This is a genomic window from Pseudoalteromonas sp. P80D2 (genome assembly GCF_036680945.1).
GTDB lineage: Bacteria > Pseudomonadota > Gammaproteobacteria > Enterobacterales > Alteromonadaceae > Pseudoalteromonas > Pseudoalteromonas shioyasakiensis.
This window is the reverse complement of sequence record NZ_JAZDAR010000047.1, coordinates 1-14,362: the sequence shown is the minus strand read 5'-3', so window position 1 is coordinate 14,362 and position 14,362 is coordinate 1. Positions and strand designations below refer to the sequence as shown.

General features: G+C 42.0%; 17 protein-coding genes and 1 riboswitch. Of the genes, 3 read left to right on the top strand and 14 right to left on the bottom strand.

All coding sequences use genetic code 11. The features are described 5' to 3' along the window. Positions 1–39: 39 nt before the first annotated feature. A complete protein-coding gene (locus VRK28_RS12020; protein ID WP_332394003.1) occupies positions 40–978 on the top strand; it encodes a hypothetical protein in 939 nt (312 codons plus the stop codon). A gap of 16 nt (positions 979–994) precedes the next feature. Here the strand turns inward: VRK28_RS12020 and VRK28_RS12015 are convergent, their stop codons facing one another. The 3 genes from VRK28_RS12015 to yaaA form a co-directional block, all read right to left on the bottom strand. Beyond that, entirely contained in the window at positions 995–1,252 is a 258-nt protein-coding gene (locus VRK28_RS12015) for a ribbon-helix-helix domain-containing protein (protein WP_062566698.1), read from the bottom strand. 161 nt (positions 1,253–1,413) lie between these two features. Further along, positions 1,414–2,349, bottom strand: a complete 936-nt coding sequence (locus VRK28_RS12010; protein WP_332394002.1) for a mechanosensitive ion channel family protein — start codon at positions 2,347–2,349, stop codon at positions 1,414–1,416. Positions 2,350–2,478: 129 nt separating this feature from the next. Then, positions 2,479–3,258, bottom strand: a complete 780-nt coding sequence (gene yaaA / locus VRK28_RS12005; RefSeq protein ID WP_332394001.1) for a peroxide stress protein YaaA — start codon at positions 3,256–3,258, stop codon at positions 2,479–2,481. Between the two features lie 222 nt (positions 3,259–3,480). Here yaaA and tal point away from each other — a divergent pair, with 222 nt between their 5' ends. Continuing rightward, positions 3,481–4,431, top strand: coding sequence for a transaldolase (gene tal, locus VRK28_RS12000; RefSeq protein ID WP_054562329.1), 951 nt, complete (start codon positions 3,481–3,483; stop codon positions 4,429–4,431). 186 nt (positions 4,432–4,617) lie between these two features. Further along, positions 4,618–4,806 (top strand): DUF3545 family protein, encoded by a 189-nt coding sequence (locus tag VRK28_RS11995; protein WP_332394000.1) that lies wholly within the window; start codon positions 4,618–4,620, stop codon positions 4,804–4,806. Here VRK28_RS11995 and ung read toward each other — a convergent pair whose 3' ends face one another. The 11 genes from ung to VRK28_RS11940 form a co-directional block, all read right to left on the bottom strand. Beyond that, complete coding sequence (gene ung, locus VRK28_RS11990; protein ID WP_332393999.1) at positions 4,807–5,499, bottom strand: uracil-DNA glycosylase; 693 nt, start codon at positions 5,497–5,499, stop codon at positions 4,807–4,809. Beyond that, positions 5,496–6,353, bottom strand: coding sequence for a cobalamin-binding protein (locus tag VRK28_RS11985; RefSeq protein WP_062566695.1), 858 nt, complete (start codon positions 6,351–6,353; stop codon positions 5,496–5,498). The genes ung and VRK28_RS11985 overlap by 4 nt, the downstream gene beginning before the upstream one ends. Position 6,354: 1 nt before the next feature. Continuing rightward, on the bottom strand, positions 6,355–6,954 hold the full coding sequence (gene cobO, locus VRK28_RS11980) for a cob(I)yrinic acid a,c-diamide adenosyltransferase (protein WP_062566694.1): 600 nt from the start codon (positions 6,952–6,954) through the stop codon (positions 6,355–6,357). A 9-nt stretch (positions 6,955–6,963) separates the two neighbouring features. Beyond that, on the bottom strand, positions 6,964–8,448 hold the full coding sequence (locus tag VRK28_RS11975) for a cobyric acid synthase (RefSeq protein ID WP_062566693.1): 1,485 nt from the start codon (positions 8,446–8,448) through the stop codon (positions 6,964–6,966). Next, positions 8,448–8,975 carry a bifunctional adenosylcobinamide kinase/adenosylcobinamide-phosphate guanylyltransferase gene (gene cobU / locus VRK28_RS11970; protein WP_062566968.1) on the bottom strand — a complete coding sequence of 176 codons (528 nt, stop codon included), beginning with the start codon at positions 8,973–8,975 and terminating at the stop codon, positions 8,448–8,450. Before cobU ends, VRK28_RS11975 begins: the two co-directional genes overlap by 1 nt. Continuing rightward, on the bottom strand, positions 8,972–9,778 hold the full coding sequence (locus tag VRK28_RS11965) for an adenosylcobinamide-GDP ribazoletransferase (protein ID WP_062566969.1): 807 nt from the start codon (positions 9,776–9,778) through the stop codon (positions 8,972–8,974). Before VRK28_RS11965 ends, cobU begins: the two co-directional genes overlap by 4 nt. 1 nt (position 9,779) lies before the next feature. Beyond that, on the bottom strand, positions 9,780–10,841 hold the full coding sequence (gene cobT, locus VRK28_RS11960) for a nicotinate-nucleotide--dimethylbenzimidazole phosphoribosyltransferase (RefSeq protein WP_062566692.1): 1,062 nt from the start codon (positions 10,839–10,841) through the stop codon (positions 9,780–9,782). A 3-nt stretch (positions 10,842–10,844) separates the two neighbouring features. Further along, positions 10,845–11,834 (bottom strand): FecCD family ABC transporter permease, encoded by a 990-nt coding sequence (locus VRK28_RS11955; RefSeq protein WP_062566691.1) that lies wholly within the window; start codon positions 11,832–11,834, stop codon positions 10,845–10,847. Continuing rightward, positions 11,827–12,657 (bottom strand): ABC transporter ATP-binding protein, encoded by an 831-nt coding sequence (locus tag VRK28_RS11950; RefSeq protein WP_062566690.1) that lies wholly within the window; start codon positions 12,655–12,657, stop codon positions 11,827–11,829. Before VRK28_RS11950 ends, VRK28_RS11955 begins: the two co-directional genes overlap by 8 nt. Positions 12,658–12,760: 103 nt before the next feature. Continuing rightward, positions 12,761–12,828, bottom strand: a riboswitch (cobalamin riboswitch). Between the two features lie 60 nt (positions 12,829–12,888). Beyond that, complete coding sequence (locus VRK28_RS11945) at positions 12,889–13,506, bottom strand: histidine phosphatase family protein (protein WP_062566689.1); 618 nt, start codon at positions 13,504–13,506, stop codon at positions 12,889–12,891. Between the two features lie 84 nt (positions 13,507–13,590). Further along, entirely contained in the window at positions 13,591–14,019 is a 429-nt protein-coding gene (locus tag VRK28_RS11940; RefSeq protein ID WP_062566688.1) for an FKBP-type peptidyl-prolyl cis-trans isomerase, read from the bottom strand. Between the last annotated feature and the right edge of the window lie 343 nt (positions 14,020–14,362).

The window sequence follows — 14,362 nt, the reverse complement described above, 5'->3', positions numbered from 1 at the left end:
ATGCATCAATATACTCAAATCACCATTGGAAGGTTTATTTTGAAAAAACTGATATTTGCTTTACTACTTATTACTCCTCTGTTTTGCGTATCCACTGAACTACCAAGTCAATTTGATAATAATTTAATCTACTTAACCCCAAAGCTCAGTGATGGCACAACAGTAAAATTTTTCACCGATACTGGTGGTGGTTGGAATGCTATTTCAAAAGAACTCAGTGAAAAATATCAATGGAAGGTTGAAAGTAGAGAAACAGAAGACGGTGTCATTAAAGTTACTGACATGCCGCAATTTGATAAAAGTGCTTGGATACCCGTCGCAGGACTGAACAATTGGTGGGCAGGTCAGTTACAAGTAGTGCCAAGAAAAGAAATAAATTCATCTAATAAGTTGGATGGCACCCTAGGCGGCAGGTGGCATGCTGAAAAAATCATCGATTTTAATTACCTAGATAAAAGCATCACAATTTTATCCAACCTACCTGAAACCAATAACTTCTCAGAAGTACCTCTAGGTTTCCAAAAGAATGAATTAGGTAATTATACGTTAGGTTTTCCGAGCATTAATATATCGGTAGATGGTGTAACGATTCCAATGTTATTCGATACGGGCGCTTCTGCTTGGCCTTCAAATGAAGCTCTTGAGCAACTTAATTTATCCGGTGAAAAAGTTGCAACCTCTTTTATCACTGCGTCCATATTTGACAATTGGGTGAAATCTCATCCTGAATGGACGGTGATAGAAAAAGCATGTTTGTTATCTAAACAGTCAATGATCAGAGTGCCAGAGCTAAAAATAGCAAATAAAGTGGTGGGCCCTGTTTGGTTTACTCGGAGAGAAGATAATAATTTTCATCAATTTATGTCTTCAATGATGGACAAACAAATTGATGGTGCGCTAGGGGGATCAGCACTACAGTACTTGAGAGTAATAGTCGACTACCCTAATGAACGAGCTTGGATTAGAAACGACATGTAATGAGGGTTAAATAAGGTTATAACTTCCCATCCTTACTCGCTTCTTCCTTGAAACTAGCTAACATTTGATTTGGTGATTTATCTGAGAGTCCACTTTTCTCTGCTTCAATCAATTTCATACGAATAGCTTCAATTTCAGAAGCTCGCATTTGCTCTTTTCTAATCAAATCTCGAAGTAACTCACTGTCACTCGCATAATTTCCTGAAGCGAGCTGGGCTTGCATCCATTTTTCTTGTTGGGCAGTCACAGTGATACTTTTTTTTACCATCGCCATAATTTACTCATCTTAAATAGATCAAATCCAGATATAATCCTATTTTATACTACTACAATCAAGCTTAGCTTATTGGTGCTAGTAATCAACTATACCTTTTACTTAACTTCCCTCCTCAAACACACTTCCCTGTGTAAATCTCGCCGATGAGTCAGTAAATTTTACTCATCGGTTTGCTCTACCTCAGCGTCTTTATCTTGCTGTTTTTCGCTTATCATGGCATTTAATTTCTCGCCGCCTTTGATACCAAAATCTAACGTGCGGATTGGGAATGGGATGGTCATATCAGCTTCGCTTAGGGCGTTTCTAACTGCCACAACAGCCTTGTGGCGTACTGTCATGAAATCCGCTTCGCCGGGGTATTTAATCCAAAACCAAACTAGTAAGTTAACGCTACTATCACCAAAGCTTTCGGCGTAAACAGCGGTTTCTTCTTGCTTAATTACAAAATCAAACTCATTGATTTTTTTAACAATCACCTCTGCGGCTTGCTCGGGGTCATCGGCATACGAAATACCCACAGGCACTTCGATACGACGCACACCTAAGGTACTGTAGTTACTGAGTATGTTCCTAAATAAAATCTTGTTAGGGACTAAGATAAGTTGCCCATAAAAGTTCTCAATGAGGGTGTTTCTAAGGTTAATCGCCCGTACAGTACCAAACACGCTTTCGGTGCGAATAACATCGCCAGTTTTAAATGGCTTGCGAATACCCATAGCAATACCCGCTATAAGGTTCTCTGTCATGTCCTGAAAGGCAAAACCAATCGCAAGACCAACAATACCAGCACCAGCAAGTAATGAGGTGACCGTGCCTCTGAGGCCCAAGAAATCAAGGGCTACAAATAAGCCTACACATAATACGATGACTTTTACTATCGATGACATTAAGTCTGCTATTTGCGAAGACTCTAACGAACGACGTAATAGCTTTCTAAGCATTGAACCAACGATACGTGCCAGCAGTGAAAACACGATAGTAATGATTACTGCAACAATAAAGTTAGGGATATGGCTTATGATGATATCAACCCAGCCACCGAGTTTTTCTTCTATCAGCTTTTCAGCTTCACTTACTGTCGGAATTTTTAACATTTTTGTACCTTGTTGAATTAATCGCTCAACAAAGTATTTAGCAAGATGAACGCCATTTCTAATTTAGAGTATTAAAACCATAAAAAAGCCGTGCTAAGCACGGCTCTTCCAATTCATTTTGCTAAAAGTTTAGTTCTGCTCTTCTCGTAAGAAAACAGGCTCTAACTCTTTTGCTGTTGCATCGCTGCTAAAGTAATAACCTGCAACGGTGAAATCTTTTAAATCACTTAATTGGGTGATTTTATTTTCAATGATGTAACGTGCCATCATGCCGCGGGCTTTTTTCGCATAAAAGCTGATCACTTTATGTTGGCCGTTTTTACAGTCTTTAAAATGTGGGGTGATGATTTGTGCATTTAATGCTTTTTTATCAACCGCTTTAAAATACTCATTCGAAGCAAGGTTTACCAAGTATTTGCTATCTTGCTCAGCAAGCACTGTATTAAGCTTTTCGGCGATAACACTGCCCCAAAACTCATATAAGTTTTTACCACGTGGGTTTTCTAACTTAGTGCCCATTTCAAGGCGGTAAGCTTGCATTAAATCTAATGGTTTAAGCACACCATAAAGACCAGACAAAATACGTAAGTGCGACTGTGCGTAATCAAGATCAGCATCGCTTAGAGTTTGCGCATCTAAGCCACCGTATACATCACCATTAAAGGCTAGCACGGCTTGTTTTGCGTTATCTTGAGTAAATGGCTGTGACCACTCGGCGAAGCGTGCCGCATTCAAACCAGCTAGTTTATCGCTGATTTTCATTAGGCTACCAATTTGCGCTGGTGTTAAATCACGGCAAACTGACATTAACTCTTCGCTGTGCTCGAGTAATTCAGGTTGAGTGAATTTATCGGTCGTGGCTGGTGTTTCGTAATCTAAATTTTTTGCAGGTGAAATAACAGTGATCATACTTAGCTATTGACTTGTAATTTGTTTGATGTCAATTTCAACATTAATTGAATCAAAATGCACGTTTTGTTTCGTCCTGCCTTTATCCGCTGTTCTTTTCATACATAATGTTCTAGTTTTCTGTATTAAGGACATTTGACCTATTAAACACTGTCATAGTGTTGCAGCATAAAGGCCGCTATAATGGATTTTCTTTTAACTTGCTTGGAATGAGGAAAGCAAATGACTTCAGCACTACAAAGGCTTAAACAGCATTCATCTATTGTTGCAGATACAGGTGATATCGAAGCTATCAAAAAGCACCAACCAGAAGATGCAACAACAAACCCATCTCTACTTTTAAAAGCCAGTGAAATTGAAGCGTATAAGCCTTATTTAGATAAAGCGTGGCAATATGCCAAAGAAACCGAGCAAGATGCAGCTAAACAACTTGAATTAGCATGTGATTACTTTGCTGTATTAATTGGTAAAGAAATTAGCGAAATCGTACCGGGCTATATCTCTACAGAGGTAGACGCACGTTTATCATTTGATACTCAAGCGACTATCGACAAAGCCCACACTTTACTGAGCCTTTACGAAAAAGAAGGTGTTAGCAAAGATAAAATCCTAATCAAAGTTGCATCAACTTGGGAAGGCATCAAAGCCGCTGAGCAGCTTGAAAAAGAAGGCACTAAGTGTAACTTAACGCTGTTATTCTCTGAAGCACAAGCACGCGCATGTGCCGATGCAAATGTATTTTTAATTTCACCATTCGTTGGCCGTATCTTAGACTGGCACGTTGCTAACGGTATGGAAAAACCAACTGATCCGCTAAACGATCCTGGTGTGCAATCTGTACGTAGCATTTACGAATTCTACAAACGCCACGATTACAAAACAGTTGTTATGGGCGCAAGCTTCCGTAACACAGGCGAGATCATCGCACTGACTGGCTGTGATAAGTTAACGATTAGCCCGGGTCTTTTAGAAGAGTTAGGCCAATTAACGGATGCACAAGAGTACCTACTAGAGAGCGACTTTACTGTTGAAGAAAAACCAGCACCACTAACTGAAAGTCAGTTCCGTTGGTTACATAACCAAGATGCTATGGCGACAGAAAAACTTGCTGAGGGTATTCGTTCTTTTGCACAAGCACAGCTTGAATTAGAAGCACGCTTTAAAGCAATGTAATTCAAATTACAGCATTTTTTAAAACGCCACCGCTAGGTGGCGTTTTTGTTTCTAAAATAACTAAACCTTTGATCTATTCATCTATCAATCACACTTCTGTAACAGTATTGTCACTTTTTTATTCTATTTTTGAGCAGCCTGTGGTATAGGTATTTCCGAGGTTCAAAAAATCAATAGGAGAAGTTCATGGATAGCCTAGACGATATTTTAGAAATATTAGAAGGTCCTAGTAAAACAAAAAAGACCTCTACAAAAAATAAAAAGAGAAAATGGCGCGAAATCGAAGCTTTGAAAGACAAGCATAAACTTCGCAAAGAACTACAGGAGTTAGACTATTTCACAGACAGCATTGAGCTTGATGAATTAGACTTTTAATTAAAGGCCCGCAAGGGCCTTTTGCATTTGCGGCAACGACCAATTTACTGGCGCTTTATTTTGATCAGTAAGTAGCTGGTTTGTCTTTGAAAAATGCTGACAACCAAAAAAGCCACGATGTGCAGAAAGCGGTGATGGATGCGGGCCTTGGATCACATGATGACGCGAGGTATCAATGTGTTTGCCTTTTTTCTGAGCATGTGCGCCCCATAACACAAACACCACACCGTCACAGTGCTGATTAATAAGCGCAATTACTGCATCAGTAAATTGCTCCCAACCAAGGTGCTTATGAGAGTGAGCTTGCCCTTGCTCAACCGTTAATACCGTGTTGAGTAAGAACACGCCTTGTTCGGCCCAGCTTTGCAAATAACCATGGTGAGGAATCTCAAAACCTTCTATATCAGTAGCCAACTCTTTGTACATATTCTTCAAAGACGGTGGTAATTTTTTAACTTCTGGTAATACCGAAAAGCATAAACCATGGGCTTGCCCTTCTCCGTGGTAAGGATCTTGCCCTAAAATAACCACCTTAACTTCATTTAAAGGTGTGGCTTCAAAAGCTGAGAATACCTGTTCGTCTTTCGGATAAACGGTAACGCCTGCTGCGCGTCTATCGGCCACATATTGCAAGGTTTCTTGCATGTAGGGCTTAGCAAGCTCGGTATCTAGAAATGTTTGCCAATCGTTCATTTTGAAGCCTGTATTTGCTGACGAGAAACGTCTATTTTACCACACATGTCGGTCAAACCATCAAGCATTCGGGTTGTAAAACGGTGCAATAAGTCTGCGTTTACACTAATAAACTGGTTATGTTGCACCGCTGGCAATTCAGGCCATTGTCGCCAATCAATTTTAGGCTGAGGCTTTTTCGATTTTTCATCTGGAATAATCACTACCTCTGGATTGGCAACCAATACATTTTCAATACTAATGCGCGGGTAGTCTGTATCACTATTAGCGAACACATTATCCGCATGACAAATAGTTAATAGCTGATTGATCCAAGTATTTCCGCCAACTGTCATCATTGGCTCAGGCCATAATTGATAAAACACTGACACTTTCGGTTTGCCTTCTTGCGCAGTACGAATAGCATTGAGTTTAGCTTCAAACTGTTTGGCTACTTTATTTGCCTTGGTTTGCAAATGCGTAAGCGTGCCTAGTTTACGCAGCTCATCAGCCACATTATCAACCTGATTTGGATTGCTGTACGCTACCGGAATACCTAATTTTTCAATGTAAGCGAGATCTTCGGCTTTGTTACCCGTTTTCCAAGCCAGAACTAGGTCTGGTTTTAACGACAACAGTTTTTCCATGTTAATGCCGTAATAGCCGCCTACTCGTTCGATATCATTCGCTTGCTGAGGAAAGTCTGCATAGTCAACGGTACCGACAATGCGCTCTCCTGCTCCAATCGCAAATAGGTTTTCAACGATGTGCGGTGCTAAGGCAACGATACGCTGCGGCTCTTTAATTTCATGAGCCTGAGCCAATGCAGGTAAATAAAATAAAAAACCTAAAAGTGCTAACTTGATGGCCTTCATGTTAAAAATCGAACCCTTTTTGCGCTTTTATCCCTGCATCAAAAGCGTGTTTTACGTTTCTGACTTCACTGACTGTATCAGCTAAGTCGGTTAGTTTACGGTGCGCACCACGACCTGTAATTATCACCGATTGCATAGCAGGGCGAGAGCTAATGGCTTCTAGCACTTCGTCTAAATCAATATAGCCGTAGGTGATCATATAGGTTATTTCGTCGAGCATAACGAGGTTAATCGACTCATCCTTCAGCATTCTTTTCGCTTCTTGCCATGTCACTTGCGCAGCAGCTGTATCTGACTCTTTATTTTGTGTTTCCCAAGTAAAACCGGTGTTCATAATAACAAATTCAACCCCTGCTTTTTCGAGTAGGTTGCGTTCACCGCACTCCCATGTACCTTTAATAAACTGACACACAGCGGCTTTCATTCCGTGACCTACCGCACGTGCAACAGTACCAAAACCAGAAGTCGATTTACCCTTACCGTTGCCAGTTATAACCTGAAAAATACCCTGCTCTTTTTGTGCAGCAGCAATCCGTTCGTCGACTTTTTGTTTTACTTTTTGTTGGCGTTGTTGGTGCTTATCTTGATTCTGTTCGCTCATTGTTGTTCCTTATGTCTCTAAATTGAAGTTCTCATAAATATTGATGATTTGTTCAATATCGAGATTCTCTGCTACTACACTAGCTAAACGGCTTAACTGCTGTTCACGGTTTAAGTTAATATCAATTGGCTTTATTTGGCTATTTGTTGCAAGCCAAGTTATTAGCTCAGATACGCCCTCAGGGGTATCGAACAAGCCATGTAAGTAAGTACCTGCTATTTGGTTATCATCACTAATAAAACCATCTACTTTGAATCCACTTGGGTGATCATTAAAGCTCAAAAATGGCTTTTCAAGTGCCGGACCTTGACTAATCCCGGCGTGAATTTCATAACCTGAAATTACTTTATCGCTATTGTTTAAATGAAGAATACCAGAGACTTGGCTTAGTACTTTTTGTTGCCCTAATTGCGTTTCAAAGTCAGCAAGCCCTAGCCCTGCTGCGCTGCCTAAATTAGACTCCACAGCATGTGGATCTGCAAGGTAGTTGCCTAACATCTGCAGCCCACCACATATTCCGAGCACTTTACCGCCATAACGCAAGTGACGTGTTATTTGTTTATGCCAACCTTCATTTTTTAAAAACGCTAAATCGCTGAGTACATTTTTACTGCCCGGTATAATAATCAGATCAACACTTGGAATAGCCTGAGTATGACGTACATACTGTAAATCGATTTCTGATTGTAATCGCAGTGCATCAAAGTCTGTGTGATTACTGATATGAGGAAGTAGCAGCACTGCTATGCGTAATTGCGGTTTATCGACCTGATTAGTTATAGCAACGGCATCTTCAGCATCTAGTGCTAAGTCATGTAAATAAGGTAATACCCCAAGCACTGGCTTATTGGTGTATTGCTCTAACCAATCAAGGCCGCCTTGTAATAACGCTATATCGCCCCGAAAACGATTAATCACAAAGCCTTTAACGCGCGCTTGCTCCGACTCAGACAACAAGGCTAACGTTCCAACTAAATGGGCAAACACACCGCCTTTGTCGATATCTGCAATAATGATCACCGGGCAATCTACCGCCTCAGCGTAACCCATATTGGCAATGTCGTTTTCGCGCAGGTTAATTTCTGCAGGGCTCCCAGCACCTTCAACAACCAGTAATTCAAAACGCTCACTTAAGCGCTGCTGCGAAGTAAGAACAGCATCCATCGCCACTTTTTTGTAGTCGTGATAACTGCCCGCTTCCATATTCGACAGCGCTTTACCATGAACGATTACCTGCGCTCCGGTATCGCTATTAGGTTTTAATAAGATAGGGTTAAAATCGACTTCTGCGGGCACTTTTGCCGCTACAGCTTGCAAAGCTTGTGCGCGACCTATCTCGCCACCATCTGCGGTTACAGCACTATTTAATGCCATATTTTGTGGCTTAAAGGGCGCAACCTTTATGCCTCGCTCAGCAAAGATCCGGCAAAGTGCTGCTACAAGAGTACTTTTACCTGCATCTGAGGTCGTGCCTTGCACCATTAATGTTTTCATCATTGCTCTCTTTTTAAGGTTTGTGCAAGACCTGCAATCACAAACTCAACACGTGCAACTTGCTGTGCTAAGGCTTGATGCAACCAGCCTGAATGATCAACAAACTGACGGCTTAATTCACCGAGCGGCACAATGCCATGACCCACTTCATTGCTGACAAAAATCACCTCACCCGGCAATTGCGATAGCACATCGAGTAAGGCCGCTTTTTGCTCAAGCCAAAATGCTTCCCCCTGCTGGCATAGGCAATTACTCAACCAAAGGGTTAAACAATCCACTAAAATACAGTTTTCAGCTTGGCTGTGTTGTTGTAGTGCTTTAGCCAAATACAAAGGCTCTTCAACAAGTTGCCAATGCTTAGCCCTCTCAGCTTGATGCCTATTAATTCGGGCTGTCATTTCTTCATCAGCCGCATTGGCTGTGGCGATGTAGATAAGCGGCTTGTTTGAATCTGTTGCCAGCTGCTCAGCAAAACGGCTTTTACCGCTGCGAGCACCGCCTAAAATTAAAGTATGTTGCTGGCTCATAATAAGCTCACCAAGCAAAGGTAGGTAACAAGCTCTGTCACTTGCTGGGCTGCTCCTAAGCAATCACCGGTATAGCCAGATAACTGCTTTTCAAACCAACGCTTTAATAGTAAACGAGTAACAAAAAGCACACTGATGAGTATTAATAATTGCCCTAGAGTGAAGCCAAAAAACAACCATGCTACTGCTAACACCGCACCGCCAGTTGCTAGCAGTATTTGATAACTTTGCGTGCTTAAATGCATCGCAATTGGTTTTACTTTAGATGTGGCGTCCTGACTTACATAGTCCATATCTGCAATTAAGCTTGTTGCAACAACCCGGCTCAAGCTTTGCCCTAAAACAAGTGCAATAATCACAGTACTGGTTACCTCGCTAAGTGCAACGAGTGTTTGGTACTTAATTAATAAGGCCATCACTAACGCCGCAGCACCATAGGTACCTAAGCGACTATCTTTCATAATGCTCAGCTTATCTGCTACTTGCCAACCACCACCAAAGCCATCCCAGACATCTGCAAGGCCATCTTCATGAAATGCCCCTGTGATTATCAAGCTAAACGCCATAACTAACGCGACTGCAATGGCTGCAGGGAATAACCAACTTAGCAGTAAAAAACTCAGCGCTAAAAGTACACCTAATAACACACCGACCAATGAAAAATAACGGCTGGCCTGATTGAGTGCCTGACTCGATACTGCAAAGTTTAACTTAACGGGGATACGCGTTAAAAAACTAAGCGCCAGTAAAAATAGTTGAAGCTGACTTGGGGTAGAGTCAGAAGTGTGTTGTTCATCGCTCATATCAGACAACTTGCTCAACATTAGCATCGGCAAAACTTGCCATGTCATTATAAAACGCCAAAGATGCTTGCAGTAAAGGTAAAGCAAGCGCAGCACCTGTGCCCTCTCCTAAACGTAAATCAAGCTGCAATAAAGGTGCTGCATGCAAGGCATTGAGCATTGCTTTGTGCCCTTGTTCATCAGAGGCATGAGCAAATATCATGTAATCGCGAGCGTTTGCATTAATGCGAGTTGCAACAAGCGCTGCTGCAGTACAAATAAAGCCATCCACGATCACCGCCATGCCGAGCTCCGCAGCAGCTAAAATGGCACCGGTGATCTGAACAATTTCAAAACCGCCTAATGCAGCGAGTGTCATTAGTGGGTCATCTAAGTGAGCTTGATGCAATTGGAGGGCTTGCTCAACAACCTTGATTTTTTTAGCAACAACCTCGTCGCTCACACCAGTGCCTTTACCAACACACTGGCTGGCTGGTAACGACAACAAGGCAGCCATTAATGCCGCTGCACTTGTGGTATTGCCAATGCCCATCTCACCAAAGGCGATGGTATTACAACCTTGCTCATAGAGTGAATAAACTCGCTGCTTGGCTAATGCAAACCCTTTTTCAACCTGGCTAAGTGACATGGCCATTTCAGTATTCAGTGGTGCAGTGATTTCACCTAAACGCTGGTTATGCACACTTTTATCGTGTGAAGTACTGAATGTTCCAGCGTCAACAACTTCTAGCTGCCAGCCAAGCTGGCGACAAAATACATTAATCGCTGCACCTCCTGCTGCAAAGTTTGCCACCATTTGTGATGTAACGCTGCTAGGAGCAATCGACACACCTTGGCTTGCCACACCATGATCGCCTGCAAATATAACTAGAGAAGGGTTTGAAATAACCGGTTTAAAGGCAACTAGCGCCTGCTCACTATCAAGTTGCTTTGAAAAAATAAGCGTTAATTGTTTAGCACAACTTTCAAGCTGACCCAAAGCGCCTAACGGCTTTGTTTTAAGGTCTATTTTTTGTTGAATTACAGCTGAAAACTGCTGATTAATAGGCATGATATTAAACATTCGCTACCTGCTCTGTTTACGAAAATAAAGTAAGAATAAAAAGAACACGCTACCGATAGCGGCTGTGATCACACCTACGGGTAGTTCTTGGTTATTCAATAGGGTTCGGCATAACACATCTACCCACACCATAAAAATACCTCCGACCAAGGATGTCATAACTAAGTTATGGCTGCTGCCTTGCGGTGAAAAGTAGCGCACAATATGTGGGATCATCAGGCCGACAAAACCAACGCCTCCACACATAGCAACAAGCACCGCTGTGATCAATGAACTTAGCAGCAGCATCATGATCCGAAAGCGCTGCACATGAATACCCAAGGTTGCAGCACTTTCATCACCAAGCAGCATTGCATTAAGTTGACGACGAAATGCAATCATCAGTGTCATGCAGGCGATAATAACGGTAAATGGCAGCCAAAGAGTGTCCCACTGGGCACGAGAAAAACTGCCCATCGTCCAAAACAAAATGGCGGTGATGGCTTGTGGATCACTAAAATAAAGCAGCAGACTAGTCAGAGCACTAAATAAGAAAGATAGAGCAACACCAGCAAGTAACATGGCCTCAACTTGGCCAACATGGCGACGCCCTGCAATAGCAATAAGCAACAGCATAGAAAGTAAGCTTCCGGCAAATGCTGCAACTGACATACTAAAGCCAAAACTCACACCGGTTAGGGCTATAAAGCACACCACACCAAATGAAGCCCCAGAAGAAATACCAAACAAGTAAGGATCAGCAAGCGGGTTTCGGGTTACGGTCTGCAAAATTAATCCTGCAAGGGCAAGCCCAGAACCAGCTAAAAATGCCAGCACCGTTCTTGGCATACGCAACTGCCAGATAATACGCTGCACAAATTCATCGCTACCTTGGCTAAACAAACCATTAAAAACATCACTCAGTGGCGTATTTGCAGCACCAAAGCTCAATGCTAAAAAACAACTAATAAGCCCTACGACAACACAGATACTTAAACGCATTGCATCAGTCATTTTGATGCTCCTGTGTCTGATAACCATAAAAATAAGTGATGTGCGGAATAAACTTATCAGAGCTTGATTGCGGGTGAGCAGATACCGCTGCGCAGACACCAAATACATCACTCAAAAGCTGCTCTGTTAGCACCGCTTTTGGTTGTCCCTGACAAACCAAACACCCTTCATCAATCACCAATAATTCATCACATAAACTCGCAGCAAGATTTAAATCATGGAAAGAGGCAAGCACAGTCAAATCAAGGGACTTTGCTAACTCCATTATTTGAATTTGGTATTTAACATCAAGGTGGCTGGTAGGCTCATCCATGATGAGCAACTTAGGTTGTTGTACGATAGAGCGTGCAATAAGCGCTCTTTGCTTTTCGCCACCTGAGAGCGAATCAAATGCTTGTTCACTGTGATGAGATAAACCAACCTGCTCAATCGCTTGAAAAATACGCTGCTTATCCTTGGCAGACGTGGCGCTGAAAAGTCGCTTATGAGGTGTTAAGCCTAAACTCACTACATCGAACAAAGACAAATTAAACTGCGATGGAGACTCTTGTAAAACCACTGCAACCTGCTTTGCATATTCATCAGCACTGATTTGCCAAATATCTTGACCGCTTAGCAGCACAACCCCTTGCTGAGGTTTCAAGTAACGATAAAGACAACGCAGCAAGCTTGATTTACCCGCACCATTAGGGCCGAGTAGACCGATAAATTGCCCTGCTTTTAACTCAAGGTTAATTGATTTAAGTATAGTTTTATTCGCAGTACCCCAACTTAAATCAGACACTGATATTAATGGCGCAGCGCTAAGGCTATTTTGTTGCAAGCTTATTCTCTCTTGGCGAGTAATCACAACGCACAAGAAAACACTGGTAAGTACCAGAAAATGATGTGAGTTGACCCGCTCGATGATTAGTTGTTAGTGCTAAGTATCTGGCTGACCATTATTTAGATGGATCACAGTTGCGGGAACAGCTGGAGAATTTCACTCCATTCCATAGCATATGAGTATTATGGCGGGCTAAGTAAATAATTCAATGAATATCGCTCTAGATGGCTAAAAAACAATTTTAGGCCAAGCTTGTCCTTGTTCATCTATATATACATCGAGTGTAATAAGCCCTGCATAAGGAAGATGAAAAACATTTAAATGCGTGGCTGATTGTTTTGGCATCTGACAAACAATAGCAAGGATTTGTTTAATCACCCCAGCATGACTTATTACCAATGACTGTTCATGCTTAGATTCATACAGTGATTGTAAAAATGTTTGCCACCATGCCTCTACCCGAGCGTAAAAGTCTGCCATAGATTCACCATTGGGGACTTTTACTTGCCAAGGATGCTGCCAAAAATCACCGATATGAGGTTTACTCGTTTGCTGCCAAAGCTGTTGGTAGTCTTGGCCATCCCAATCACCAAAATTAAACTCTTTTAGCGCGTTATAATACTGTACATTCAGTGAGTATTGATTTGCTAAATAATCAGCGTGGACTGAGCAACGCTTTAGCGGTGAACTATATATGGCATTTAAATTTATGAACTCAGCAGAGGCTTGGCGCATTTGTTCAAGGCCTTGCTCAGATAAACCGACATCGATTTGCCCAGAAAGAATTCCAGGTGTAGCGATTTCGCCATGGCGAAGAAAGTAAACTCGTGAAGTAATTGCGCCCATAATGTTCCTCAGTAAACCAATAGTGAACGTTAACGCGTTTTAAGTACTCTGTCGACTTATGCTAAGGGAACTATACTCAGAGAGTTAAGCTAAACGCATTAAACGAACGTCAAAATGTAGCACTGCATTTGCGCCAATCTTGCCACCGTTGCCTTTTTTACCCCAAGCAAGCTCTGGAGGGATCACAAATTCATAGCGAGAACCGATATTCATTAATAACAAACCTTCTCTTAACCCTTCTATAGCTTCGGATAAAGCGAACACCTCAGGCATACCCGCTTTATAACTGTCGGCAATCACATTGCCATCCGCAAGCATAATACGTTGATTAATAACCACTGTATCAAACTCTGTTACTCGCTCCCCTTCAACTTCATCAATCACTTTATACATCAAGCCCGACGGGCATAGATGCGTATCTGGGTGAGATGAGAACTTAGCAATAAATGCTTCACTATTTTTACGATTTAAACCTGAAGAGCCTTTTGACTTGGTCGTTTTCTTACGAGACACAGTACACCTTAATTGTATTACAAATATAAAACGCTTTATCGCATAACAAGGTTAGGGAAGCAAGTTTGCGAGAGTAAAGTTACAAGTTAGAAAGGGGAAAGATACGAGTTAGAAAGAGTAAAGTTTGAGGGTCTGGCGTAGGTTGGGTAGTTCGCAGCGAAACCCAACACAGAGCTATCAGCGATCAGCCTCGCAGTGTGGGTTTTTGGGTAATAGTCTCCCTCTACTCTAGGCTCTAGGCTCTAGGCTCTAGGTTCTAGGTTCTAGGTTCTAGGTTCTAGGTAAAGTGTACTTGTAGGAATGGCTTTAGCCATGAATGTGTTTGTTATGGTCTGATTCGGCA